24 protein-coding genes and 1 riboswitch are annotated in these 26,345 nt (G+C 33.8%); of the genes, 16 read left to right on the plus strand and 8 right to left on the minus strand.

The window, feature by feature from the left end:
• Positions 1-7: 7 nt before the first annotated feature.
• Positions 8-556 (minus strand): Gx transporter family protein, encoded by a 549-nt coding sequence (locus HLK68_RS04385; protein WP_006784933.1) that lies wholly within the window; start codon positions 554-556, stop codon positions 8-10.
• A gap of 158 nt (positions 557-714) precedes the next feature.
• Between HLK68_RS04385 and HLK68_RS04390 the strand changes: the two genes are divergently transcribed.
• The 6 genes from HLK68_RS04390 to rbr (HLK68_RS04415) all read left to right on the plus strand — a co-directional run bounded on the left by HLK68_RS04390 (position 715) and on the right by rbr (HLK68_RS04415) (position 4,833).
• The gene (locus HLK68_RS04390; RefSeq protein WP_132942742.1) at positions 715-1,134 is read left to right on the plus strand and encodes an HIT family protein; all 420 of its coding nucleotides are present in this window, start codon (positions 715-717) and stop codon (positions 1,132-1,134) included.
• A gap of 75 nt (positions 1,135-1,209) precedes the next feature.
• Positions 1,210-1,638: a hypothetical protein gene (locus tag HLK68_RS04395; protein WP_132942743.1), complete on the plus strand. Its 429-nt coding sequence runs from the start codon at positions 1,210-1,212 to the stop codon at positions 1,636-1,638.
• Positions 1,622-2,578 carry a polyprenyl synthetase family protein gene (locus tag HLK68_RS04400; protein ID WP_006784931.1) on the plus strand — a complete coding sequence of 319 codons (957 nt, stop codon included), beginning with the start codon at positions 1,622-1,624 and terminating at the stop codon, positions 2,576-2,578. The genes HLK68_RS04395 and HLK68_RS04400 overlap by 17 nt, the downstream gene beginning before the upstream one ends.
• Before the next feature lie 10 nt (positions 2,579-2,588).
• Positions 2,589-3,398 carry a Cof-type HAD-IIB family hydrolase gene (locus HLK68_RS04405; protein ID WP_132942744.1) on the plus strand — a complete coding sequence of 270 codons (810 nt, stop codon included), beginning with the start codon at positions 2,589-2,591 and terminating at the stop codon, positions 3,396-3,398.
• 175 nt (positions 3,399-3,573) lie between these two features.
• Complete coding sequence (gene rbr, locus HLK68_RS04410; protein ID WP_009606327.1) at positions 3,574-4,113, plus strand: rubrerythrin; 540 nt, start codon at positions 3,574-3,576, stop codon at positions 4,111-4,113.
• A 177-nt stretch (positions 4,114-4,290) separates the two neighbouring features.
• Positions 4,291-4,833 (plus strand): rubrerythrin, encoded by a 543-nt coding sequence (rbr, locus tag HLK68_RS04415; RefSeq protein WP_055164419.1) that lies wholly within the window; start codon positions 4,291-4,293, stop codon positions 4,831-4,833.
• 111 nt (positions 4,834-4,944) lie between these two features.
• On the opposite strand, the gene pflA is transcribed toward rbr (HLK68_RS04415), so the two are convergent.
• From pflA to HLK68_RS04430, 3 genes are all read right to left on the minus strand, one after another.
• Positions 4,945-5,676 (minus strand): pyruvate formate-lyase-activating protein, encoded by a 732-nt coding sequence (gene pflA / locus HLK68_RS04420; RefSeq protein ID WP_009606323.1) that lies wholly within the window; start codon positions 5,674-5,676, stop codon positions 4,945-4,947.
• A gap of 30 nt (positions 5,677-5,706) precedes the next feature.
• Positions 5,707-7,932, minus strand: coding sequence for a formate C-acetyltransferase (pflB, locus tag HLK68_RS04425; RefSeq protein ID WP_006784764.1), 2,226 nt, complete (start codon positions 7,930-7,932; stop codon positions 5,707-5,709).
• 288 nt (positions 7,933-8,220) lie between these two features.
• Positions 8,221-8,847 (minus strand): manganese efflux pump MntP, encoded by a 627-nt coding sequence (locus tag HLK68_RS04430; RefSeq protein ID WP_006784763.1) that lies wholly within the window; start codon positions 8,845-8,847, stop codon positions 8,221-8,223.
• A 255-nt stretch (positions 8,848-9,102) separates the two neighbouring features.
• A riboswitch (SAM riboswitch) is annotated at positions 9,103-9,204 on the plus strand.
• A gap of 106 nt (positions 9,205-9,310) precedes the next feature.
• Here HLK68_RS04430 and HLK68_RS04435 point away from each other — a divergent pair.
• The 5 genes from HLK68_RS04435 (at position 9,311) to HLK68_RS04455 (ending at position 15,011) form a co-directional block, all read left to right on the plus strand.
• On the plus strand, positions 9,311-10,327 hold the full coding sequence (locus HLK68_RS04435; RefSeq protein ID WP_006784762.1) for a methionine ABC transporter ATP-binding protein: 1,017 nt from the start codon (positions 9,311-9,313) through the stop codon (positions 10,325-10,327).
• On the plus strand, positions 10,324-10,992 hold the full coding sequence (locus HLK68_RS04440; protein WP_006784761.1) for a methionine ABC transporter permease: 669 nt from the start codon (positions 10,324-10,326) through the stop codon (positions 10,990-10,992). Before HLK68_RS04435 ends, HLK68_RS04440 begins: the two co-directional genes overlap by 4 nt.
• A gap of 117 nt (positions 10,993-11,109) precedes the next feature.
• The gene (locus HLK68_RS04445; RefSeq protein ID WP_006784760.1) at positions 11,110-11,973 is read left to right on the plus strand and encodes a MetQ/NlpA family ABC transporter substrate-binding protein; all 864 of its coding nucleotides are present in this window, start codon (positions 11,110-11,112) and stop codon (positions 11,971-11,973) included.
• 173 nt (positions 11,974-12,146) lie between these two features.
• The gene (locus HLK68_RS04450) at positions 12,147-13,607 is read left to right on the plus strand and encodes a leucyl aminopeptidase (protein ID WP_006784759.1); all 1,461 of its coding nucleotides are present in this window, start codon (positions 12,147-12,149) and stop codon (positions 13,605-13,607) included.
• Between the two features lie 111 nt (positions 13,608-13,718).
• A complete protein-coding gene (locus tag HLK68_RS04455) occupies positions 13,719-15,011 on the plus strand; it encodes an alanine/glycine:cation symporter family protein (RefSeq protein ID WP_006784758.1) in 1,293 nt (430 codons plus the stop codon).
• 28 nt (positions 15,012-15,039) lie between these two features.
• Here HLK68_RS04455 and HLK68_RS04460 read toward each other — a convergent pair whose 3' ends face one another.
• Positions 15,040-15,591: a hypothetical protein gene (locus HLK68_RS04460; RefSeq protein WP_006784757.1), complete on the minus strand. Its 552-nt coding sequence runs from the start codon at positions 15,589-15,591 to the stop codon at positions 15,040-15,042.
• Positions 15,592-15,627: 36 nt separating this feature from the next.
• Positions 15,628-16,902 carry an ArsB/NhaD family transporter gene (locus HLK68_RS04465; protein ID WP_006784756.1) on the minus strand — a complete coding sequence of 425 codons (1,275 nt, stop codon included), beginning with the start codon at positions 16,900-16,902 and terminating at the stop codon, positions 15,628-15,630.
• Between the two features lie 345 nt (positions 16,903-17,247).
• On the opposite strand from HLK68_RS04465, the gene HLK68_RS04470 reads away from it, so the two are divergent.
• The 4 genes from HLK68_RS04470 (at position 17,248) to HLK68_RS04485 (ending at position 20,657) form a co-directional block, all read left to right on the plus strand.
• Entirely contained in the window at positions 17,248-18,606 is a 1,359-nt protein-coding gene (locus tag HLK68_RS04470; RefSeq protein WP_006784755.1) for an MATE family efflux transporter, read from the plus strand.
• Between the two features lie 185 nt (positions 18,607-18,791).
• A complete protein-coding gene (locus tag HLK68_RS04475) occupies positions 18,792-19,811 on the plus strand; it encodes a spore coat associated protein CotJA (RefSeq protein ID WP_006784754.1) in 1,020 nt (339 codons plus the stop codon).
• Complete coding sequence (locus HLK68_RS04480; RefSeq protein ID WP_006784753.1) at positions 19,804-20,052, plus strand: spore coat protein CotJB; 249 nt, start codon at positions 19,804-19,806, stop codon at positions 20,050-20,052. Before HLK68_RS04475 ends, HLK68_RS04480 begins: the two co-directional genes overlap by 8 nt.
• A gap of 14 nt (positions 20,053-20,066) precedes the next feature.
• On the plus strand, positions 20,067-20,657 hold the full coding sequence (locus HLK68_RS04485) for a manganese catalase family protein (protein ID WP_006784752.1): 591 nt from the start codon (positions 20,067-20,069) through the stop codon (positions 20,655-20,657).
• Positions 20,658-20,828: 171 nt separating this feature from the next.
• On the opposite strand, the gene HLK68_RS04490 is transcribed toward HLK68_RS04485, so the two are convergent.
• Both HLK68_RS04490 and HLK68_RS04495 read right to left on the minus strand, forming a co-directional pair.
• Positions 20,829-22,484: a SulP family inorganic anion transporter gene (locus HLK68_RS04490; protein WP_006784751.1), complete on the minus strand. Its 1,656-nt coding sequence runs from the start codon at positions 22,482-22,484 to the stop codon at positions 20,829-20,831.
• 183 nt (positions 22,485-22,667) lie between these two features.
• Complete coding sequence (locus tag HLK68_RS04495; protein WP_006784750.1) at positions 22,668-24,284, minus strand: DEAD/DEAH box helicase; 1,617 nt, start codon at positions 24,282-24,284, stop codon at positions 22,668-22,670.
• Positions 24,285-24,669: 385 nt separating this feature from the next.
• Here HLK68_RS04495 and HLK68_RS04500 point away from each other — a divergent pair, with 385 nt between their 5' ends.
• Positions 24,670-26,253 (plus strand): ABC-F family ATP-binding cassette domain-containing protein, encoded by a 1,584-nt coding sequence (locus HLK68_RS04500; protein WP_006784749.1) that lies wholly within the window; start codon positions 24,670-24,672, stop codon positions 26,251-26,253.
• Positions 26,254-26,345 lie beyond the last annotated feature (92 nt).

The raw sequence follows: 26,345 nt of genomic DNA on the forward strand, positions 1-26,345 counted from the left end.
CCTACTATTATGCTGTTAACTTATAGTTTTTTTTGAATAAATCAAATTCATTTAAACGTGACATTGTCAATTTAGCAACGATTCCAACTGCAACACCAGTCACTAGTCCTAGTGGTAATAAAAGCATCATATAATACGCAATCGCTTTTGTTTGAATTAAAATCATGGCTACAATTATCTGTCCAATATTGTGCATGACTCCACCAATCATACTAACACCTATTAAACTTACTTGATTTTTTCCTAGTTTAAAGACTGTGATCATAGCAATATAACTTAAAATTGCCCCCACAAAGCCATAGAAAAACATTGAGAATGTCCCTAGTAATAGGGTCGTTAATACGGTTTTTAATATAATAACAAACAACATATCTTTAACATCTAAATAATATAATCCAATTACTATCATAATATTAGCTAACCCTAGTTTCATCCCTGGAATCGGTAATTTAATAGGAAGCATTGCTTCAACAATTCCTAGGACAATCGCTAATGCCGCAATTAAGACGACTAACATCATTTTCTCTAAATTCTCACGATTATTTTTACGATTCAATATTGAAACCTCCCGACTTTGAACCTCTATATTATATCACGACAAATACCGTCTTTTTAACCCCTACCTTGCACATAATGTTAGCACTTTAAAGTTTACAAATTATTTGATAAAATTAAGACCATGAAGATTGAAAGTTAAGATAGGAGGGCTACTCAATGAGCCAATGTATTTTTTGTAAAATCATTAATAAAGAAATTCCAGGACATGTCGTTTATGAAGATGAATTTGTATTAGCATTTTTAGATATTTCTCAATCAACAAAGGGTCACACTCTAGTTATTCCTAAAAAACACGCTCAAGATGTATTTTCAATGACTGCAGAAGATATGAGTCATGTCTTTAGCATCGTGCCAAAGTTAGCAAATGCATTAAAAACAACATTCAATTGTAACGGATTAAATGTTGTTAATAATAACGGTGTGGCAGCTGGACAAACGGTATTCCACTATCATGTGCATTTAATTCCCCGTTATGATGAAACAGATGGTTTTTCAAATTCTTATGCAAACAATATGGAAAATTATACGCCTGAAACGTTAGCAGCACTTAAAGAAGAGGTTATTAAAAGTCTGTAATCTTCGTCTGTATATTTATCCCTTAATTTCAAATAATAATTATGTTAAAACTTTGAATAATAGGGAGAAATATGCATGAACGAACAGGTTATATCAGAAATTAAAACTTTAATTGCTCCACATATTTCATTAACTATCTCCGTGAATGAAGACTTATTAGCAAATCTTGAGACATATTTTATTTCGAATAAAAAGACTTTCAAGGAGTATAAATCAACATTAGTGGCGATAGGTTTATTAAGCTTATACATTAATTGTCATCAACAAATTAACAATACTTTATCTCATCAGGAGATTTCAAGATTCATTTTATTGGGAGATTATTTCTATAGCCTTTATTATCATTATTGCTCCCTTAACGCTTTTCATCTCGTGAAATATAATTTAGCACAGAAGCTTAAACAAATAGAATTAGTCACAATTAATCAAGACCTCCCCTCTTTAACATCTGAAATCATAAAATTCTTTAATGAGGAGGTCCCTTACGATGAGCTTATTATGTAAATTTGGGTACGATGAGCAATACTTTAATGACCTACTCCTTAAAGCTGTGAGCTCGGATTCAACACTTTTTTCTGATCCTAAAATGATGAACGATCTTCTTCAAATCATTATGAACGGTGGTAAAAGAATTAGACCTTTATTCGTGTTATTGGCAGCTGATTTAAAAGAGAATGTCAATAAACAAGAGATTTATACAGCTGCAGTTGCAATTGAGTTAATGCATGTTGCGTCATTAATTCACGATGATATCATCGATGAATCAACAACAAGACACAATGTGACCACTCTGCATGAGCAATATTCACTTACGGTCGGCGTACATCTTGGAAATTTTGTTTTAAATAAAAGTTTAGAGCTTTTTTCTGAATTTAAAATTCCAAAATTACATCAAGAAATTGCGGTTGTTATGAATAACCTTTGCTTAGGCGAGCTTAATCAACAGCATAATCACTTTAATTTTGACTTAAGTTTTGATGATTACATCAATAAAAGCTATCAAAAAACAGGTGCTTTAATTTCTTTAAGTTTAGTTGTTGGTGGATTAGTAGCGGGATTAGATGCCAATATCATCAATCAACTCTCTACTATTGGGAGTCAAATCGGTATCGCTTATCAATTAAAAGACGATATTCTTGATTTTACAAGTACATCAAAGAAAATAGGCAAACCTGTTGGCTATGACTTAAGAAATGGTATTATTACATTGCCAACGATTTTTGCATTAGAGGATTCCCTTTTAAAAGACGATCTTTTATCACTTAATGTTGAAACGGAAAAAAGTAAATTTGATTTATTATGTGAGCAAATTAAAAATAGTGAACATATCCAAAGAGCAAACGACATTTGCTTCAAGTATATCAATTCATCTAAAAATTTAATTAATGAATTACCCCTTCAAAAAAATCAGTTTTTAAATCTAATAAATTTAATATTCAACTAAGGAGAAAACTATGAGTTATAAAATGATCGTGTTAGATTTAGATGGAACGTTAATGTCATCTAGAAATGAAATTTTACCAGAAACTAAACAAGCGTTATTCAAAGCACAAGAAAATGGAGTTATGATTGTTTTAGCTTCTGGACGTCCAACTTATGGAATGATTAAAGCTGCTAAAGAATTAAGATTAGATGAATATCCAGGATACATCTTATCTTATAATGGGGGACGCATCATTTCAGTTCAAACTGATGAACTAATTTATGATAAATCATTAACACCTGAAATTTGTCATGAATTATATGATTTAGCACGTGAAATGAATGTAAATATTATGGCGTATGAGGATGAAGCTATTATTACAGAAGATGATGATCAATATATCCGTAAAGAAGGAGCTATTAATAATATGCCTCTTAATCGTGTTAAAGGATTTAAAGAAGCAGTCACATTTAATTCAGTTAAATGTTTATGTACAGGCGAACCCGAATACCTAGCAGAAGTTGAAATGAAATTTAAAGAACGTCTTGGAGAACGTCTAAGTGTTATGCGATCAATGCCATTCTTCTTAGAAATTATGCCTCAAAATATTAATAAGGCATATTCTTTACAAAAATTACTTGATCACGTAGGATTAGATAAATCCCAGTTAATTGCTTGTGGAGATGGATACAATGACCTTCCAATGATCGAATTTGCGGGACTTGGTGTTGCAATGGGGAATGCAGTCGATGAGGTAAAAGCAGCTGCTAACTACGTAACTGCATCAAATAATGACAATGGAATTGCTCAAGTTATTGAAAAATTTATCTTTAACAAATAAATATTAAAAAGCAATTATCAGTATATGATAGTTGCTTTTTCTTATGCTTAAATATTAAGAATTATTACTGATATTTTATATAAAAGTTGCTTCTATCACCCTTGATAAATAGTTTCTATATGCTAAGATAAGCTTGTAAAGATGATTTAACTTATCTTATCGGGGGGATTATCAAATGACAAATTTAAAAGGTAGTAAAACAGAAGCAAACTTATTAACAGCCTTTGCTGGGGAATCAATGGCTCGTAATAAATATACCTATTACGCATCCCAAGCTAAAAAAGAAGGATATGAACAAATCTCTAATATCTTTTTAGAAACAGCTAACAACGAAAAAGAACACGCAAAAATGTGGTATAAATTATTAAATGATGGTATCGGAAATACAATGGAAAACTTAAAAGCAGCGGCTGCCGGTGAACACGATGAATGGACCCATATGTACGCTGAATTTGCCGAAGTTGCTCGTGAAGAAGGATTCACTCGTATTGCCTACCTATTTGAACAAGTAGCAACAATCGAAAAACATCACGAAGAACGTTACTTAAAACTACTTCAAAATATCGAAGAAGGAACAGTATTTGAACACGAAGGAGAGGAAGCTTGGATTTGCCTAAACTGCGGACATATCCACTATGGTAAAAAAGCACCTAAAGCTTGCCCAGTTTGCGCGCATCCACAAGCATACTTCCAACAAGAAGCAAAAAATTACTAATTAAAAAGTTGAGTCCAGTAATTAGTAACCACTATATAAATCAAGCTATATTCCTTTGAATATAGCTTTTAAATTTTCAAAAACAATATCATTAAATTTATAGTTCCTTGAACAACTGTCAAGTAAAATGCTATAATTTAATTCGTAACCATTTATTTACATTATGGAGGAAGAAAAATGAGTAACTTAAAAGGAACTAAAACTGAACAAAACTTAATGACAGCTTTTGCTGGGGAATCAATGGCTCGTAATAAATATACTTATTATGCAGCTAAAGCTCAAGAAGAAGGATATGAGCAAATTGCTAACGTATTCCTTGAAACTGCTCGCAACGAAATGGAGCATGCAAAATTATGGTATAAATTACTTCATGACGGAGAAGTTGCTGATACAATGACTAACTTAAAAGATGCTGCTGCTGGGGAAAATGGTGAGTGGACAGATATGTATGCTCGCTTCGCTGAAGTTGCTCGTGAAGAAGGATTAAATCGTATCGCGGTATTATTTGAAATGGTTGGGAAAATTGAAAAACACCATGAAGAACGCTACCTAGAATTATTAAAAAATCTTGAAGAAGGTAAAGTTTTCGAGCGTGAAGAAGAACAAGCATGGGTTTGTTTAGAATGTGGACATATCCACTATGGAAAAAAAGCACCTAAAGCTTGCCCAGTATGCACTTATCCACAAGCACACTTTGAATTACAAGCTAAAAACTATTAATATTTGAACATTATAAAGTTAAAAGGTTCTATCTCATAATGAGATAGAACCTTTTTTAACATATAAAAACCGCTAATCCTACAAAAAGGAAGGATTAGCGGTAGAAGGAATTTAGATTGCTTTACCTAAAATTTCTTCAGCATGTTTAACAACTTCATCACTTGGAGCCTCTTGTCCTTTTAATGGATAATCATACCCCATTTGAGTCCATTTATACTCACCCATGCTGTGATAAGGTAAAACTTCGATTTTTTCAACTGTTTTCAGAGTTTTAATATATTCGGCTGTTTGTTTAAGATCTTCTTCATCATCAGTTAATCCTGGTACTAAAACACGGCGAATCCACATTGGAATACCAGCATCCGATACAAGTCGACCAAATTCTAATATGTGTGCATTATCTTTACCAGTTAACTGTTTATGTTTGTGTGCGTCAAACATTTTGATATCCAACATTAGCATATCTGTTACTGATAATAATTCTTTAAGTTGTGCTTTACGTTCTTCAGTATTGAAATGTAAATCACCTGAAGTATCGATGTTAGTATGAATGCCATGTTTTTTACACTCTTTAAATAATTCTGTCACAAATGGCATTTGTAATAAAGGTTCTCCACCACTTACAGTGATTCCTCCACCTGAAGCCTCAAAAAACTCTTTATACTTAATTAATTCGTCAACAATTTCTGAAACTTCCGTTACTTTCCCTTCTTTCATTTTCCATGAATCTGGGTTGTGACAATAAGCACATCGTAAGCCGCATCCTTGGACAAAGACGATAAATCTAAGTCCAGGACCATCAACTGTTCCGAAAGATTCTACTGAGTGTACATATCCATTCATACTAATCACCTTATCTTCTATTCTTCCCAATTACATTTTTTCATGCATTGTACGGTTAATAACGTCTAATTGTTGAGCACGAGTTAACTTGATGAAGTTTACCGCATACCCAGATACACGAATTGTTAATTGTGGATATTTCTCTGGATGTTCCATAGCATCTAATAAAGTATCACGGTTAAATACATTGATATTTAAGTGATGTCCTTTTTTGTTTACATAAGCATCCATGATTGCTACTAAGTTTTTGTTACGTTCTTCATCTGTACGTCCTAATGATTTTGGTACTAATGAGAATGTATTTGAAATACCATCTTGTGCAGACTCGAATGGTAATTTAGCTACAGATGACATTGAAGCGATAGCTCCGTGAGAGTCACGTCCGTGCATTGGGTTAGCACCTGGAGCGAATGGTTCACCAGCTTTACGACCACATGGAGTTGTTCCTGTTTTCTTACCGTAAACAACGTTTGAAGTGATTGTTAAGATTGATTGAGTTTGTAATTTAGCACGGTATGGTTTATGTTTACGTACTTTTGTCATGAATGAAGACATAACATCAATTGCAATTTGGTCTACGCGATCATCGTTGTTTCCGTATTTAGGGAAATCTCCTTCAACTTCGAAATCAACTGCGATTCCAAATTCATCACGAACTGGTTTAACTTTAGCGTATTTGATAGCTGATAATGAGTCAGCTACTACTGATAATCCGGCAATACCAGTTGCTGAAACGCGTTCTGCATCTGTATCATGTAATGCCATTTCGATACGCTCATAGCTATATTTGTCATGCATGTAGTGGATGATATTTAATGTATTAACATATAAATCTGCTAACCATTCCATTACTTCATCATAACGTTCCATTACTTTATCGTAATCTAATACTTCGTCAGTAATTGGAGCCCAATGTGGTCCAACTTGTGCTTTAGATTTTTCATCTTTACCACCGTTGATTGCATATAATAATGCTTTTGCTAAGTTTGCACGAGCACCGAAGAATTGTAATTGTTTACCAACTTTCATTGGTGATACGCAACATGCGATAGCATAGTCATCTCCATAGATTGGACGCATGATGTCATCATTTTCATATTGGATAGCTGAAGTTTTGATTGACATTTTTGCACAGTATTCTTTGAATCCTTGTGGTAATTTAGTTGACCATAATACTGTTAAGTTTGGTTCTGGAGCTGGTCCTAAGTTATCTAATGTATGTAATACACGGAATGAGTTTTTAGTTACTAATGGGAATCCATCAGTTGACATACCAGCGATTGATTCAGTTACCCAAGTTGGATCTCCTGAGAATAATTCATTGTAGTCTGGAGTACGAGAGAATTTAACTAAACGTAATTTCATTACGAAGTGGTCCATCATCTCTTGTGCTTGTTCTTCTGTGATTACTCCATTTTGTAAGTCACGTTCAATATAGATATCTAAGAATGTAGAAGTACGTCCTAAAGACATTGCAGCACCGTTTTGTTCTTTGATTGCTGCTAAATATCCGAAGTATAACCATTGGATAGCTTCTTTAGCTGTTGTAGCTGGTTTAGAAATATCGAAACCATGTTTCGCAGCCATTTCTTTTAATTCTTTTAACGCACGGTATTGTTCTGAAATCTCTTCACGTAAACGAATAGTTTCTTCGTCCATGATACGAGATGTATTGTTATGATCATTTAATTTTTCAGCCATTAAACGGTCGATTCCGTATAAAGCTACACGACGGTAGTCCCCGATAATACGTCCACGTCCATAAGCATCTGGTAATCCTGTGATAACACCTGATTTACGAGCAGCACGGATTTCTGGAGTATAAGCATCGAATACACCTTGGTTATGAGTTTTACGGTATTCAGTGAAAATGTGAGATACTTCTGGATCTACATGGAATCCATAAGATTCAGCAGCTTTTTCAGCCATACGAATTCCACCAAATGGTTGTAAAGAACGTTTGAATGGTTTATCAGTTTGGAAACCAACGATTGTTTCTAACTCTTTATTTAAGTATCCTGGTTCATGAGAAGTAATAGTTGATACGATTTTAGTATCTAAATCAAGAACTCCACCAGCCTCACGTTCAGCTTTAGATAATTCCATTACTTGATCCCATAATTTTGTTGTTGCTTCTGTTGGTCCTGCTAAGAATGAATCGTCACCCTCATAAACAGTAATGTTTTGATTGATAAAGTCACGCACATCAATTTTTTCTTTCCAGTTTTCACCTTTAAAGCCTTGCCAAGCTTCCATGATAATTCCTCCTTGTGGTCCAATTTGAACCTCTCTCTGAAATTTCGAATACCTGTTACTGCACTTTGATTTTATAACAGATAGCCTCATTTTGTAAAGGGTTTGCATAGCATCATAACATTTAACTATCCCCATAAACGTTATAACGTATATATCTTTTACATTGTCTATTATATTGCCGATAATGGAAAAAATCAACTTATATGCTCTAATATTTTGAAATTTTATTGTGACATTTTTATCCACCTAAAAAAACTTCTTTAAGATACATCCTAAAGAAGTTTTATATTAGGACAATATAGATTTTATTCCTAATATAACAATTAATATTCCACCAAATATATTAGCTTTATTTCCAATTATATGACCTAATTTTCTACCAAAGGTTGCTCCCATATAAGATAAAAGAAAGGCAACACCTGAAATGCAAATGACAGCTAACATAATCTGCTCATAAATTAGTCCATACGTAATTCCAGCAGCTAACGCATCGATACTTGTCGCAATACCAAACATCACTAATAATCTAAACGTGATTTTATTTGTTTTTCCAGTTCGTAAACACTTAACCTGACTACACTTTTTTTGTTGGCAAATCGGATACGGACAATTATCTGGTTCTTCTTCAAATGTTTCTTTAATCATTCTTGACCCCAAAATGATTAAAATAACACCTGCAATATATTGATTATAAGTTGTAATATTTCCACTTACGATTGTCAGCGAGATAATTCCTAAAATAAATAATAATCCTTGAAAAAATCCAAAGCTTGTCGCTACCTTCAAGCGCTGTCTTATTGAACTTGTAGCTCCATCCATTCCGAGTGTTATTGAAACAGCAAAAGCATCCATTGCCAACGCTACTGACATTGTAATAATAACAATAATGTAATCATTCAATAAAATCTCCCCCATCTCTAATCTTCCTTGCTCCTACATCTTATCTATTTACCTCATTTAATATACCTATTTTAAAATTAATCTAGAATTATTAAATATTGTATAAAAAATTAGGAACGCTAAACAAAAAAATATTTTTTAATTTCTTACCTTATATATATGTATTTCTGTATAAGTTAAAAAATGGAAAAAATAGATTGACTTTTAAACTAAACGCCTTATAATAAGTATTAAGTCACAACAAACTAAAATTTTATACAGATACACAAACTCTTATCAAGAGCGGCGGAGGGACAGGCCCTGTGATGCCCGGCAACCATCAATTAATGATACGGTGCCAATTCCTGCAGATTTTTATCTGACAGATGAGAGAAAGTGTGACATTACATGCAAATGTAGTCCACCTTTCTACTTATCTAAGTAGGAAGGTTTTTTTGTATCAATGTTAAATGACTTATCTAAGGAAAGGGGAGAGAATATGATTATCCTTGATCAAGTTAAAAAAGTATTCCAAACTTCATCCGGCCAAGTAACAGCAGTTGATTCTGTTAATCTAGAGATTAAAAAGGGAGAAATCTTCGGAATTATCGGCTACAGTGGTGCTGGAAAAAGTACATTAATCAGAATGTTAAACTTACTCGAACGACCAACCGACGGGACCGTTACAATTGACGGAAAAGATCTAACTAAGGTATCTGCTAAAGAACTTCGCTTAGCACGTCAACAAATCGGAATGGTATTTCAACACTTTAACCTACTTTGGTCTCGAACTGTTTATGAAAATATCGCCTTTTCTCTTGAAATTGCTGGCGTTAAGAAAAATGAAATCAAACCTCGTGTACTAGAATTAATTCAATTAGTTGGATTAAGCGGGAAAGAAAATAACTACCCTTCCCAATTAAGTGGAGGTCAAAAGCAACGTGTCGGAATCGCTAGAGCGTTGGCAAATAACCCAAAAGTTTTACTGTGTGATGAGGCTACATCAGCCCTCGATCCACAAACAACAGACGAAATCCTAGACTTATTAGTCACAATTAATAGAAAATACAATTTAACTATCGTTCTAATTACACATGAAATGCATGTCATTCAAAAAATCTGTCACCATGTTGCCATTATGGAAAATGGTCGTATCATCGAACAAGGTGATGTCTTAACTGTCTTTAGAACCCCAAGTCACTCCGTTACTAAACGATTTGTAAAGCAAGTTGTCAATGAAGACGAATCACTTAATACGTTAGATACCCTATCAAAACAATTCCCTGATGGAAAAATTGTTTTATTAAAATACTTCCAAGGAAATGCTGAAAAACCATTTATCACAAACGTTATTCGACAATATGATGTTGATATTAATATTATTCACGGGAAAGTTGTTCAAACACAAGATGGTGGTTATGGATCACTTTACGTTCAACTAACAGGAAATGATATTAATTCTGCACTTAATTATTTAAAAGAGGCAGGAGTAGAAATTGAGGTGATGGCACGATGATTTCATCATTACTACCGAATGTACGCTTTGATAAAATGTTTGATGCCACAACTGAAACACTATATATGTCACTAATTGCTTGTATTTGTGTTTTCTTATTAGGTCTTATCATCGGATTAATCTTATTCTTAACAGGACCTAATCAGTTACTTGAAAATAAATGGATTAATCGTATTTTATCTGCTTTCGTCAATATATTCCGATCAATTCCATTCGTTATCTTAATTATTTTGTTACTTCCATTCACAAAATGGTTAGTCGGAAGTATGTTAGGTCCGAATGCTGCACTTCCTGCTCTAATTATTGGAGCAGCACCATTCTATGGTCGATTAGTAGAAATCGCTCTTCGCGAAATCGATAAAGGAGTTATCGAAGCTTCAGTCGCAATGGGAGCTTCAATATGGACAATTATTTGGAAAGTTTTAATTCCTGAAAGCTTACCTGCATTAGTATCTGGTATTACTGTCACAACGATTTCTCTTGTTGGTTACACAGCAATGGCCGGTGTAATCGGAGCAGGAGGGCTTGGTAATTTGGCCTATCTTGATGGATTCCAGCGTAATCGCATGGATGTTGTATTTGTAGCGACAGTCATCATTTTAATTATTGTCTTTACCATCCAAATGCTCGGAGATTTTATTACTAAAAAAATCGATAAACGTTAAAAGAAATCTGACGTTAAGTAACTATTAGATAAATCCTTAATTTTTCACGAAATTGAGATTTATATAGGAATCGTGGGGGAACACGATAAAAACAAAATCCAAGGAGGAGAATTAAATATGAAAAAATTATCTTTAGGTTTATTAAGCTTTGCTGCAGCCCTAACATTAGTTGGTTGCCAAAATGACACAAAACCAGAAACTTCTACACCAGAAGCGCCAGAAACTGAGGAAGTAAAACCTGCAGAAACGACAAAGTTATCTATTGGAGCATCTGCGGTCCCTCATGCTGAAATATTAGAGTTTGCTGCTCCATTATTATTAGAAGAAGGAATCGAGCTTGATATTACAGTATTCCAAGACTATGTTTTACCTAATACAACGGTGGAAAATGGAGAATTAGATGCAAACTACTTCCAACACATTCCTTATTTAGAAGAATTCAATGTTGAGCATGGAACAAACCTTGTAAATGCGGGTGGAATTCATATCGAACCTATTGGAGTTTATTCTAAAAAATATACATCATTAGATGAATTGCCAGAAGGAGCAACAATCATCATGAGTAATTCAGTTGCTGATCACGGACGTATGCTAGGATTATTACAAACAGAAGGCTTAATCAAATTAGATGATTCTGTTGAAGTTAGCAAAGCAACTGTAGAAAATATCATTGAAAATCCTAAAAACTTAAAATTCCAAACAGATATCGATCCAGGATTACTAGTTCAAGTTTATAATGCTGAAGAAGGTGATGCTGTTTTAATTAATACAAACTACGCGCTTGATGGTGGATTGAATCCAATGAATGATGCTATCGTAATGGAAGGATCACAGTCACCATATGTGAACATCGTTGCAGTTAAGAGCGGAAATGAAAATAATGAAGCAATTCAAACATTAGTTAAAGTGTTACACTCTGAAGAAGTTCAACAATTCATTATTGATACTTACGAAGGAGCAGTTGTCCCTGTATCTGAATAGTGAATCAAATGGCTCTCATAACGAGAGTCATTTTTTAATAAATATAATAGATTTAGAATGAAAGTAAAAAAAAATTCTATCCTAAAAATGAGAAAAAGTATAAAATATAAGCTTTTTTCAAACTGGAAACTTTTAACTATGTTATAATAATGACAAATGAAAGGGTGAGAAACATGATTCAATTTAAATCAACAGTAAATTTTAAAAATGAAAAAACAAATTTAGTAGTTGGTGTATTTAGCGATACGACACATCCATTATTCTTGCAATTAGATAAGGCGTTAAATAAACGTTTATCTGCTTCTTTAGAAGAAAAATTAATTCCTACTACTTTCAAAGAGATTACACCAATTTATCCACTTGGACAAATTGAAAGCAAAAAAGTTTATATCGTTGGTTTAGGAAAATCAACAGACTTTAATACTGAGAAGTGCCGCCAAGTAATCGGACAAGTTGCAAAAATAGCAAAAGATGATGTAACAATCCTACTTGAAACATTTGATAGCAAACAAACCTCAATCAATGAGTTAGCAACGATTTGTGGTGAAGCTATTACACTTGCAACTTATAAGATGGAAACATATAAAACAGAAGAAAAAGTAAAAACTCCAGTCAAGTTCTACATTCATAGTGAATGTTCAATTGAAGCAGATTTAAAGCGCGGTATTATCTACGGAGAAGCAACAAATAGTGCTCGTCAATTATTAAATGAACCAGGAAATAAATTAACAGCAACTAATTTAGCAAATGCTGTTGCAACGTTCGCAAACGAACATAACCTTGAAGTTCGTATTGTTGAAAAAGAAGAAATGGAGCAATTAGGAATGGGAGGAATTCTTGGTGTAAATCAAGGTTCTGTTGAACCTCCAAAAATGATTGTTGCTAAATATCAAGGAACACCTCGTTTTGAAAACATTACAGCTTTAGTCGGTAAAGGTTTAACATTTGATACAGGGGGATATTGTTTAAAACCACGCGCTGGAATGGAAAATATGAAATCTGATATGGGGGGAGCTGCTTCAGCATTTGGAGCATTCCAAGTAGCTGTCCGCTTAAACCTACCCGTTAACTTACTATTAGTTATCCCTTCAACAGATAACATGATTAGCGGTAATGCAATTAAACCAGGTGATGTTATTAAAACGATGAATGGAAAAACAGTTGAGGTAACCAATACAGATGCTGAAGGTCGTTTAATCTTAGCAGATGGAATTACATTTGCTAAACATTTAGGAGCTAGTAAAATTATCGATTTAGCCACTTTAACGGGAGCTATTATCGCAGCTTTAGGAACGGATACAACAGGTGCCTTCACAAATAACCAAACCTTCTATAATCAATTCTTAAAAGCAGCAGAATTAACAAACGAATACGTTTGGCAAATGCCACTTCATCCACGTGATCAAAAAGCATTACGTTCCAGTGATGTTGCCGACTTAAATAATGCACCAATTGGAAAACCAGGAGCAATTATGGCGGCTGCTTTCTTAAAAGAATTCGTTGAAGAAACACCATGGATTCACTTAGACATCGCAGGAACTGCTGATACAAAGGCAGCTCATGACTTAGGACCAAAAGGTGGAACTGGGGTTATGGTTCGTACCATTGCTAAATTATTAGAACTACAAGCTTAATCATTAAAACGTAGGAATTACTTATGAATTCCTACGTTTTTTTAATACATAATTTCTTAAGTTGATAAATAAGATAGTTAACAAGGATGGAAAAAAAGATGGGGGACTTATATGATAAAAGAAATAGAACACATTATTTGGTCTTACTTAGCAATTCCCACTTTGTTAATCGTAAGCTTAATTTTTACTTTTTATTATAGAGGGGCACAATTTCGATTTAAGGAAATGATTAAATGTTTAACCAAAAAAACACCAACTAGTGAGGGTGTTTCATCTTTTCAATCCTTTACTATGGCCCTCGCTGCACGAGTAGGGGTAGGTTCTTTGGCCGGGGTTGCACTCGGAATTTATATTGGAGGACCGGGAAGTGTTTTTTGGATGTGGGTCAGCGCATTTATTACAGCTGCCGCTTCGTTTGCAGAAAGTACACTTGCCCAAATTTATAAACGAAAAGATGGAAAGATGTATATTGGAGGACCGGCCTACTATATTGAAGATGGCTTACATAAAAAATCTTTTGCTATCATTTACGCTATTATTATTATTCTAACTTATACTTTTGGTTTTAGTGCAATTCAGGCTAATACAATTGCGACTTCATTTAATGATGTATTATCTATCCCTCCGCTTATAACAGGAATCTTTCTTGCCATTTTAAGTGGATGCATTATATTTGGAGGGGCTGCATCCATAGCTAAAATGACTTCAAAAATCGTACCTATTATGGCGCTATTTTACATTGGAATTGGGATATTTGTTATGCTGACGCATCTTTCATATATTCCCACATTCTTCACTACAATTCTCGAAGATGCCTTTCAACCCTCTCCATTAATCGGGGGCACCGTAATGTTTACAATTATTACAGGAATTAAACGCGGGGTTTTTTCAAATGAAGCGGGAATGGGATCGGGTGCTCACGCGGCTGCAACAACAGATAGTGAGTTTCCAATTGAACAAGGTTATATCCAAGCATTTGGTGTTTATGTTACAACCTTATTCATTTGTACTATTACAGCCTTTTTAATCATGGTAACAGATGCTATCAGTGTTGCTGATAACTATAGTAATGGGATTGAACTGACTCAATATGCTTTAACAAGTTTATTTGGTCCAATTGGAGGAATTATTCTAGCAATTGCTATCTTCTTCTTCGCCTTTAGTACGATTTTAACTGGATATTTTTATGGCGAATCTAACGTCAAATATCTCTTTAAAACCAATCATGTCCTCTTCCTCGTACGAATTATTGTGATTGTGGTCATCATTATCTCTGCCTGTGCTTCAGCAGGACTTATTTGGTCACTAGTTGATATCGGTGTTGGATTAACTGCAACCATTAACATTATTGCTCTTTGCTATTTAGCATCAGAGGTGAAAAAGCGCCTGCGAAAATTACCATAAAAAAAGCCATCGTATGATGGCTTTTTCTTTATTCTTCGTTAGAAGGAAAGACATGACTTAAATAATTTGGATTTGATTTATCATAAATCAAATCCGATTCCTCTGCTGTCTTTCTAATTTCATCTTCAATTTCTTGAATTTTATTTAAAATTGATTCTGCATGGAATTTTTCAACATTGTAATACAAGAACAAATCTTCAAAAGCCTTTGCGGTTTTATTTAACTCTTGATTGATTTTAATGAATGAGGCAATATTTTTACTCTTTGCCGCATTTTTAAATTGCTCTAAATCAATTTTAATGGTTTCAATAACATCCTCTTCATTTTCGTATTCTTTAAGAGGAAGGGGATATGGTTTTAATCGTTCTAAGAAGTAACGATTTGATTTGTTAATGTTGTAAACATACGATAAGCGGAAATCACCAATATGGAATCTTACATAACAGCAACTACTTGGGAGTTGTAAAACTTCTCCACCCATTTGACGTAAAACCATTTCATGTTGATTGGCTTGCATACGCATATAACTAGCGTTCGTAAAAATACCTGCACCTGTAAATTCCGGATTAAATTTATCCATAATATATCTCCTTTATCATCAAATTATTTAATCACATTATACATAAAAGATTAGAAGATAAATAGTAGAAATGATAACAGAAATAATCATAATAGGGAATCCAATCTTTAAAAAATCCCCAAACGATAATTTATATCCTTTCTTATGAAGCATTCCACTAACAATAACATTTGATGAAGCTCCAACGATACTACCATTACCACCTAGACAAGCTCCTAAGGCTAACGCCCACCATAACGGTGCAATATTCATTCCAGTCATTGTTCCGATATTAATAATTAAAGGAATCATTGTTGCAACGAATGGAATATTATCTAAGAATGCAGAGGCAATAGCTGCAACCCATAAAATAAGTAATGCAGTAATCATTAGATTTCCACCTGTTAACTCAATCAATCCGCTGGCTAAAACTTCAAGTACCCCTACTTTTTCTAGTGCTCCTACCATGACGAATAATCCCATGAAGAAGAAGATCGTTGGCCATTCAACTTCTAATAAAACTTCTTCAACATCAATTCTACTAATTAATAACAAGACTCCAGCCCCAAACAATGCAATAGTTGCTGACTCAATTCCAAGTGCATGATGAGTTGCAAACCCTGCGATAGTTAGTAGTAAAATAATCCCGCTTTTTTTTAGCAACGTAGGATTTGTAATAGTTTTAGAAACATCGAATTCAGCAATTTTAGCTTTATTCTCATCACTGATAACAAAATGTTTTCTAAATACAAATTTTAAGATGAATAAGACTGTTGCAAAAATTACAAGAACAACTGGTCCTAAATTAAATAAGACATCTGTAAATGATAGCCCTGTCGCTCCACTAATCATAATGATTGTTGGATCTCCAATTGAAGTAGCTAATCCACCGATATTGGCACTAAATACCTCGGTTAATAAAAATGGTATGGCATTAAGTCCAAGCGTTTCTGTAATAACAAACGTAACCGGTGCAATTAATAAAATAGTTGTTACATTATCTAACAAGGCAGAAGAAATAGCTGTAATAACCGCAAAATAAATCATAATTCTCCATGGACTACCTTTAGATAATTGTGCTGTTTTGATTGCAACATATTGGAAAATTCCAGTTCGTTTTAAAATATTAACAATAATCATCATACCGATTAAGAGCCCGACCGTATTGAAATCAATAAAGCCTAATGCTTCTTCCTGTGTTAAGATATGAAAAACTAACATCAGAACTGCTCCTAATAGAGCTATAACTGTTCTATTAAATTTTTCAGAAATAATAAGGCCATATGCAATCAAGAAAATAACGATTGCCGGAAGAAATAATTGACTCGCCATCCCGTACCACTCCTTTATACACAAAATATACATATTTTTTTCTTCAAATGATTATAGGATAAAAAACTACCAATTAATACAAGAAATTATTGTAATATTTAGGAATTAATTAGGTAGATTTAGGTAAACGATGGTTTTAATTAACAAAAAATGTAAAAAAATATCCGTTTTAAAACGTTTTTTTCTATAAAAAACTATTTTTTAATATATCCAAATAAAAATTTTTTAAACGTTTTTATTTCATTCTCTTCTAACAATCAATAATTAACAATTTATGTAAAGTGATTTTTCTTTAAATTTACATATACTATTTTAAAAAGATTAAATTATAACGTGGTGAAAAGAATGACATCTAGAAGTGATTTTTTAGGAAGTGAGAAAGTTGGAAAGCTTCTTTTTTCTTTTTCACTTCCTGCTTTTTTAGGAATGTTTGCCAGTGGTATCTATAACATTGTTGATACAATATTCATTAGCAAGGGCGTTGGAATTTTGGCTGTCGGTGGGGTTGGAATTGTTTATCCAATTCAAACCCTTTATGTAGCCTTTGCTCAGATGATTTCAATTGGAGCAGCTTCTGCTATTTCGCGAAGTCTCGGTGAAAAAAATGAATCCCGAGCAAATCAAATTACAACAAATTCCTACGTGTTAACCTTAATAATTTCCATTATCTTAATGATTTTAACCTTTCTTTTTACAGATAAAATTTTATATTTTTTCGGCGTCAATCAAGATTTAGCTCCATTTGCTAAAGATTACTTACGCATGTCTATTTGGGCTATTCCATTCAATGCTCTAGCCTTAATTTCAAGCGCCGTTTTCCGTGCAGAAGGAAATATTAAAATATCAATGGTAACAGTCTTAATTGGTGCTCTTGTTAATATTGCACTCGATCCTCTTTTTATTTTTATCTTTAAGCTTGGAATAAAAGGTGCTGCTTTAGCAACGATTATCGCACAGATGCTTGCAACAGCTTTTTCACTATTTTATATTTTGAGTCATCGAAGTATCGTCAAATTTGAAAAGAAATACCTAATTCCCAATTTAGAAATTATCAAGTCCATCATTAGTGTCGGATTTTCAGCTTTCGCAAGAAATGGTGCAAGCTCATTATTTGCGCTCATTACCAATGCAACTCTTAGAACCTATGGTGGCACAGCCTCTTTAACAGCATTCGGTACTGTTAACCGCATTATCTCCTTTTTCTTTCTTCCTATCATGGGAATCAATCAAGGAATGCAACCGATTGCTAGCTATAACTATGGCGCAAAACAACCAGACCGAATTAAACAAGTTGTTAAATTATCCTTAATTTATACAACTGTTATTGGAGTTATAGCCTCTGTCATTGGAATTCTATTTCCTTTTGCAACGATTAGTTTATTCCTAAAAGATACTACAATTATGCAAGAAGCATCATTTGTTTTAAAACTACAATTATTTTTCTTTTGGACCATCGGACTTCAAATGGTCACCTCTACTTTATTTCAATCTCTTGGTCAGGCCATCCCCTCTTTATTCCTATCTATTCTCAGACAATTCATTATTCTGATTCCATTAATTCTTATTCTTCCTAGATTTACACCATTAGGAATTAATGGAGTCTGGTATGCCTTCCCTATCTCCGATTTTATAGCCTTTATAATTATCGCTATTATCTTAAAAATAAAATGGAACAAATTAGATAAAACAGTGCCAAAAACATAAAAACGATTTAGCAATATTATTTAAAATTACAATTTTATTCAAACTCATTCGTCTCTCACTCACCATATTAAACTTTTATCATATGCTAGAATTAGGCAAAGATGTTGCCAATAAGTAATGAATTTCTAATAAATTTGGAGGATTTTATTAGTTTTAATTACTGTTTAATATGGAGGTGCAAACCGTTGATTTATAATTCGAATTCTAATCAGTCACGTGCCTGTGGAGGTTCTAACGTAGCTGCAATGCCATTTTATCAACCTATGATGGCTTCTCAGCCTATGGTACAACCTACTATGGTACAGCCTATGATGGCTTCTCAAGCTATGGCCCAACCTGTTATGATGCAACAACCTATGATGACTTCTCAAGCTATGACCCAACCTGCTATGATGCAACAACCTATGATAGCTTCTCAAGCTATGACTCAACCCGCTATGATGCAACAACCTATGATGACTTCTCAAGTTGTGTCTCAGCCTGCTATGATGCAACAGCCTATGATGACTCCCCAAGCTACGGTTCAACAAGCTGTGACTCAACCAAATATGGTTGATAATACCCTTAGTTACGACCAAAATATGACTCAACCTAACTATCAAAATGCAATGATTTCTACACAATCAATGCCTCTTGCTAGTTATCCAGCATACGGTACTGCTTCTATTTATAGTAGCCAAGTTGGAATGCCAACTAATCAACTTGTAACAACACAAACGACTCAATCAGTTCCAGTTGCACAGAATCAATCTACGACTACCCATCATAAAAAAACAACTTATGTTGAAACTTATGCGCAACCATGTACAAACCAAGAACCTGTAAGTAATCAAATAACAACAACCAAAACGACAACTGAGAAATATCCACTAACCGGTAATATGGTTTATAGCGTTCAACAACAACCAAAAGGTTCAACTATGCAAGACTATAACTTATACTTGCTAGAAAAAGAATACTATGGTGATGATACCGATCAACCTGTGTATACTAAAACACAATCTTATCGAGATGGTCGTGCTGATGGATCACCACTCATCTCTTGCGATAATATTCCACTCGCAACTAGTTGTGTTAAAATGCAATCTTATCAAAATTTAAATGATTCTACTAATACACTTCAACAAGGAACTGCCTTTGCAGATTTATACATGCCTTACACTCCTAGAAAAGTTCCTGTAAGAGGAGGTAACCGCTATGAATAAAAACGAACTACTACGTAACATCCAAGCAATCAGTTTAGTTGCAGTAGATTTAAGACTTTTTCTCGATACACATCCAGGCAATCAAAAAGCACTAGCTGATTACAAAAATGCTACTGCTCAATATCAATCATTAAAAGATCAATACGAAAAAGAATATGGTCCACTCCTTAATTTCGGTCACAGTGATTTAACAGGAAAGTATAATTGGATAGATGAACCATGGCCATGGAAAAATAAATAAGGGGGACATATTAAATGTGGGTATATGAAAAAAGATTACAAATTCCAGTGGATATAAAAAAACGTGATTTAAAAATGGCTAAAGATATTTATGATGCCCTAGGAGGTGCTGATGGAGAATTAACTGCTTCAATGGAATATCTTCATCAACGTTATACAATGCCAACAGGACAATCAATTGCAACTTTAACCGATATTGGTACCGAAGAATTAGCTCATCTTGAAATTGTGGCCTCTTTAATTTATCAGTTAACAGATGGTGCAAGTATTGAGGAAATTAAAGCTGCTGGTCTTGATACTAGCTATGCAGGACGAGGAACAGGGATTTTCCTAGCTGATCCAAATGGCGTTCCATGGAATGCAGGTTATGTCGCACTTAAAGCTGATCCAGTAGCAGATTTAACAGCTGATATGGCGGCTGAACAAAAAGCAAGAGCAAGTTATGAACATTTACTTGATTTAGCTACAGACGAAGATGTTCGTCAGGTACTAAGTTATTTAAGAGAACGAGAAGTTGTTCATTTCCAACGTTTTGGAGAAACATTAATGAATGTTCAAAATCATTTTGAACATGACCGTTATTTCTTTATGAATGATCAAGATTAACCTTTTCCTAGGTAATAAAAAAAAGCTTCCATCTAGGAAGCTTTTTTATTTTGTGATGAACTGAGACATATTTCTTTTATAAAATACCATTAAAAACTTAAGAAATTACGACAATATTCCTTAAGTTTTTCTTAACATAAAAAGGCCCCCAAAGAGAGGGACCTTTTTTTACTAAGCAATCAGTTGTTTTGCTCTTGTAATCGCATCTTCAAATCCGCGGCAAACATTTGCGCGACCGATGTGTTTGACTAAACCAACACGTTTGATAACTTGATATGGTCGATCTGCGACTTCAGACAAGACTAAAACCGTATTTGAACGTTCACAATTATCATATAATAAATCTAATGCATGAACAGCTGTAGCATCAATAACAGGTACATTTCGCAATCTTATAATTAATACTTTAGATGGCCCCTGTAACGACTGAATTGAATCTAAAAATTTATCAGCAGCTCCAAAGAAAAATGGGCCATTAATTTCATAAACTAAAATTTCATCTGATAATACCTCTTTTAATTCATCATCTAACAATTCACTGTCTTCATGATCATCCATTAAATCTAATCCATAAACATCCGTTACATCTGTCATACGTTTTAAGAATAAGAATGATGATAAAACCATCCCAACACTAATAGCAAGTGTTAAATCAAATAATACTGTTAAAAAGAAGGTCGTTAATAAAACTGCGACATCACTTTTTGGTGCATGCAATAATTTTTTAAACATACGCCACTCACTCATATTATAAGAAACCATAATTAAAATTGCAGCTAACGTAGCTAATGGAATTAACTTTACTAACGGCATTAACACTAATAAAATAAATAATAATGTTAACGCATGAATAATTCCAGCAATTGGAGTACGTCCTCCATTTTTAATGTTTGCAACTGTTCGTGCGATTGCCCCCGTTGCAGGCATTCCACCAAATAATCCTGATGCAATATTAGCAATCCCTTCTGCTACTAATTCCATATTTGATCGATGTTTACTCCCAATCATACCATCCGATACAACAGCTGATAATAATGATTCCATCGAACATAAAAATGCAATCGTAAATGCCGGTGCTAATAAAACTTGAATCTTAGCCCATGTAAAGTGAGGAATTGATGGCATTGGAAATGAAGAAGATAAATTTGCATACTGACTTCCGATAGTTTGCACATCTAACTTTAAGACAGATACCAGAAATGTTGTTACAACGATCGCAATTAAAGACCCTGGAATCTTTTTATTAATTTTAGGCCAAATAATTAAAATAGCTAAAGCTAACGAACCTATAATAAATGGTAACAACCTTGCTTTATCAAATGACTCAAAATAATAAATCCATTTCTCAATAAATTCTGTTGGCACAGTCCCGATATTCATTCCAAAGAAATCTTTAATCTGTGAACTAAAAATGGTAACTGCAATTCCACTTGTAAATCCTACCGTAATTGGATACGGGATATACTTAATCATACTACCTAATTTACAGAGTCCAAATAAAATCAATATAATTCCAGCTAAAATCGTAGTAATCAATAACCCCTCAGTTCCATGAGTAGCTACGACTCCATAAACCACCACCATGAACGTAGCACTCGGTCCCCCGATTTGGACACGACTACCTCCAAGTAAAGAAATAAAAAAACCAGCAATAATAGCAGTATATAACCCTTGTTCAGGTGAAACCCCCGAAGAAATTGCTAATGCAATTGAGAGTGGTAAAGCAATAATAGCAACAATTAATCCAGCTATTACGTCTTTAATAAACTGCTCCTTATTATAAGTTTTCATAACAGATAATAATTTAGGTTTTAGTCTTGTTGACACGGTAAAAATATCTCCCTTCCAATTCTCACATCTGGCACAATATATTTATTTTAACACCATAGCTCTTGTAGCGATAGGAAAAAATTAGTTATTTTGTTAATACTATTTCATAGAATTTAAAAACAGGAAAAAGCCTCCATAAAGATTATGAAGGCTTTTTTTATATAACATCAACGCTACTAATTAGCGATCTTTAGGCATTGCCGCACCAGGAGCTGTTTTTTCAGCACGAATTGGTTTACCATTAATTAATTTTGAGTTTAATTTACGGATAATGTTATTAGCGTGTGCTTTATCAACATTAATGAATGTGAATTTTTTATAAACGTCGATATCTCCGATTGCACGTGCAGGAATATCAGACTTTTTAGTTAACATTCCAACGAAGTCTTTAGCCTTAACTTTTTGCTTAGAACCAACGTTTACGAATAAACGAACTTCGTTTTTACGCATTCCTTTAGCTTTTGGATTACCTGCTGTAACTTCTTCGATATGAGCATATTTCTTAGTGCTTTGACCAATTTTCATTTGTAATAAACCAGCCGCAACTTGTTCAATTGTGAATCCTTTTTCTAAGATTGCAGCGATTAATTCGTTTTCTTTAGAGAAATCTTTTCCTTCTAAATTAGCAACGATTTCGTCAATAACATTAGTAGATTTTTTCGCTTGAATTTCTTCTACTGATGGAATTGGCATTTTAGACATTTTTGTTTTTGTGTAATCTTCAATACGACGGATACGGAACATATCTTTTCCGAATACAAACGTAATTGATAATCCAGTCATCCCCGCACGACCAGTACGTCCGATACGGTGAACATAGTTTTCTTCATTTAATGGGATATCGTAGTTGAATACTGCTTCAACGTTACTTACGTCGATACCACGAGCAGCGATATCAGTTGCAACTAAGATATTAACATTTTTACGACGGAAGCTGTTCATAACGCGGTCACGTTGAGCTTGTTTTAAGTCTCCGTGTAACCCTTCAGTTACGTAACCTTCTTCTTGTAATTTAGAAACTAATTCATCAACTTCACGTTTAGTATTAGTGAAGACGATAGAAGAAGTTAATCCCATCATATCGATACAACGAATCATCGCTTGAACACGGTCTTGGCGTTTAACTTCAACGTAGTATTGATCGATTTTTTTGTTTGATAATTCTTCTGAAACGACTTTAACCACTTCAGGATTTTTTTGATAAGTTTTAGCAATGTTCATGATTTCACGAGCCATTGTCGCTGAGAACATAACTGTTTGACGAGATTCAGGTGTTTTTTCTAAGATTTCTTCGATATCATCTTTGAATCCCATGTTTAACATTTCATCAGCTTCATCTAAAACTAACATTTTTAAGTTTTCTAGTTTTAAAGTGCCGCGGCGCATGTGGTCCATAACTCGTCCTGGAGTTCCGACAACGATTTGAACACCTTTTTTAAGTGCGCGGATTTGAGGATCATATGATTGTCCTCCATAAATTGATAAAATGTGAACATCACGGTTGTTACGTGAGAATTTTTTAGATTCTTCATGAACCTGTACCGCTAACTCACGAGTTGGACATAATACTAATGCCTGAACATTTTTATTTTTAGGATCAATTTTTTCAAGGATTGGTAACATAAATGCTGCCGTTTTCCCTGTTCCTGTTTGTGCTTGTCCGATAATATCTTTTCCAGCTAATACTACTGGGATTGCTTCTGCTTGGATTGGTGATGGTTTAACGTACCCGATCTCCTCAATTGCTTTTAATGTTGATGGTGATAAAGCAAGATCTTTAAATGTAATTTCTGTCATTCTTTGCTTCCTTTCTATTTAAACACAAAAAAAACGTAAATGAGCAGACGAACATCACTTACGATAGTGTCATGTTTACGAAGTGTCAATAAATTATACACTATTTTAAACCCCTTTGCAACCTAACACGTCGAATGATATCGTTTCCTAGCTAATATTCTGTGCTTATTCTCTCTTTATTTTTTTAACGTAACTACAATCTTATTTAGTATGGACCAATTACCTGATTTATTTTCATCAGAACATAAATAAAAACAAAAATCTTAACCATTTAATAATTCCAAAACAATGCTCCTATCAAGGATTGTATCTTATTAATCACATGTGACATCTATCAAAAATGTGATATAATGTTTCAAGATAAATTACACGGAGGTGTTTTAGCATGCTTACAGTATCAAACGTTGGTTTACGATATGGTGATAAAAAATTATTTGAAGAAGTTAACTTAAAATTCACTCCAGGAAATTGCTACGGAGTAATCGGTGCAAACGGAGCTGGAAAATCTACGTTTTTAAAAATTTTAGCGGGTGAAATCGAACCTAATACAGGTCATGTAAGTTACCCAAAAGATATTCGTATGTCAGTTTTAAAACAGGATCATTATCAATACGATGAATTACCAGTTTTAGAAACAGTAATTCGTGGTAATGAACGCCTATTTGAAATTACTCAACAAAAAAATGCGTTATATATGAAAGAAGATTTCTCTGAAGAAGATGGAATTTTAGCAGCTGAACTTGAAGGTGAATTTGCTGACTTAAACGGGTGGGAAGCAGAATCAGATGCTGCCTCTTTATTACAAGGTTTAGGTGTTCCAACAGAATTACATGATAAATTAATGAAAGAATTAACAGGGGCTGAAAAAGTCAAAGTATTATTAGCTCAAGCATTATTCGGAAACCCTGGAATCTTAGTACTCGATGAGCCTACCAACCACTTAGATATTCAATCAATTAACTGGTTAGAAGAATTCTTAATCAACTTCGAGGGAACAGTTATCGTTGTATCCCATGACCGTCACTTCTTAAATAAAGTGTGTACTCATATTTGTGACGTTGACTTTGGGAAAATCAAATTATTCGTTGGTAACTATGATTTCTGGTATGAATCAAGCCAATTATTAAATCGTATGGCTAAAGAACAAAATAAGAAAAAAGAAGAACAAATCAAAGAATTACAAGAATTCATTGCACGTTTCTCTGCTAATGCTTCTAAATCTAAACAAGCGACATCTCGTAAAAAATTATTAGATAAGATTACATTAGATGACCTTGAACCATCAAGTCGTCGTTATCCATACGTTGGATTCAAACCAGAACGTGAAGTTGGGAATGACATTTTATTCGTTGAAGGATTAACAAAAACAATCGATGGAGTTAAAGTTTTAGATAACGTAAGCTTCATGGTTAATAAAGATGACAAAATTGCATTTATCGGTGATGAAATTGCCGTTACAACATTATTCAAAATCTTAAACGGTGAAATGGAACCAGACAGTGGAAAATTCAAATTTGGTGTGACAATCAAAACAGCTTATTTCCCTAAAGACAACTCAGAATTCTTTAATGGATCTGACTTATCATTAGTTGACTGGCTACGTCAATATTCTGATGACCAAACAGAAAGCTATGTTCGCGGATTCTTAGGACGTATGTTATTCTCTGGTGAAGAAGCCCTTAAAAAAGCTTCAGTATTATCAGGGGGAGAAAAAGTACGCTGTATGTTATCACGCATGATGTTAACAAATGCTAACTTATTAATGCTTGATCAACCTACAAACCACTTAGACCTTGAATCAATCACAGCGGTTAATAATGGATTAAAAGACTTCTCAAGCAACGTCTTATTCGCATCACATGACCACCAATTTATTCAAACAATCGCTAACCGCATCATCGACATCAAAGAAGACGGAACAATCGTTGACAAACAAACAACATACGATGAATATTTAGCATTAGCATAAAAAACTAAGTGTTACACTTAATCTTCCAAATCCCATGTACAAAATGTACATGGGATTTTTTTCTTCTCAACATTAATTTCTAGACGTTAAAA

Origin of the sequence: Turicibacter sanguinis, assembly GCF_013046825.1 — a bacterium.
Taxonomy (GTDB): Bacteria; Bacillota_I; Bacilli_A; order MOL361; family Turicibacteraceae; genus Turicibacter; species Turicibacter sanguinis.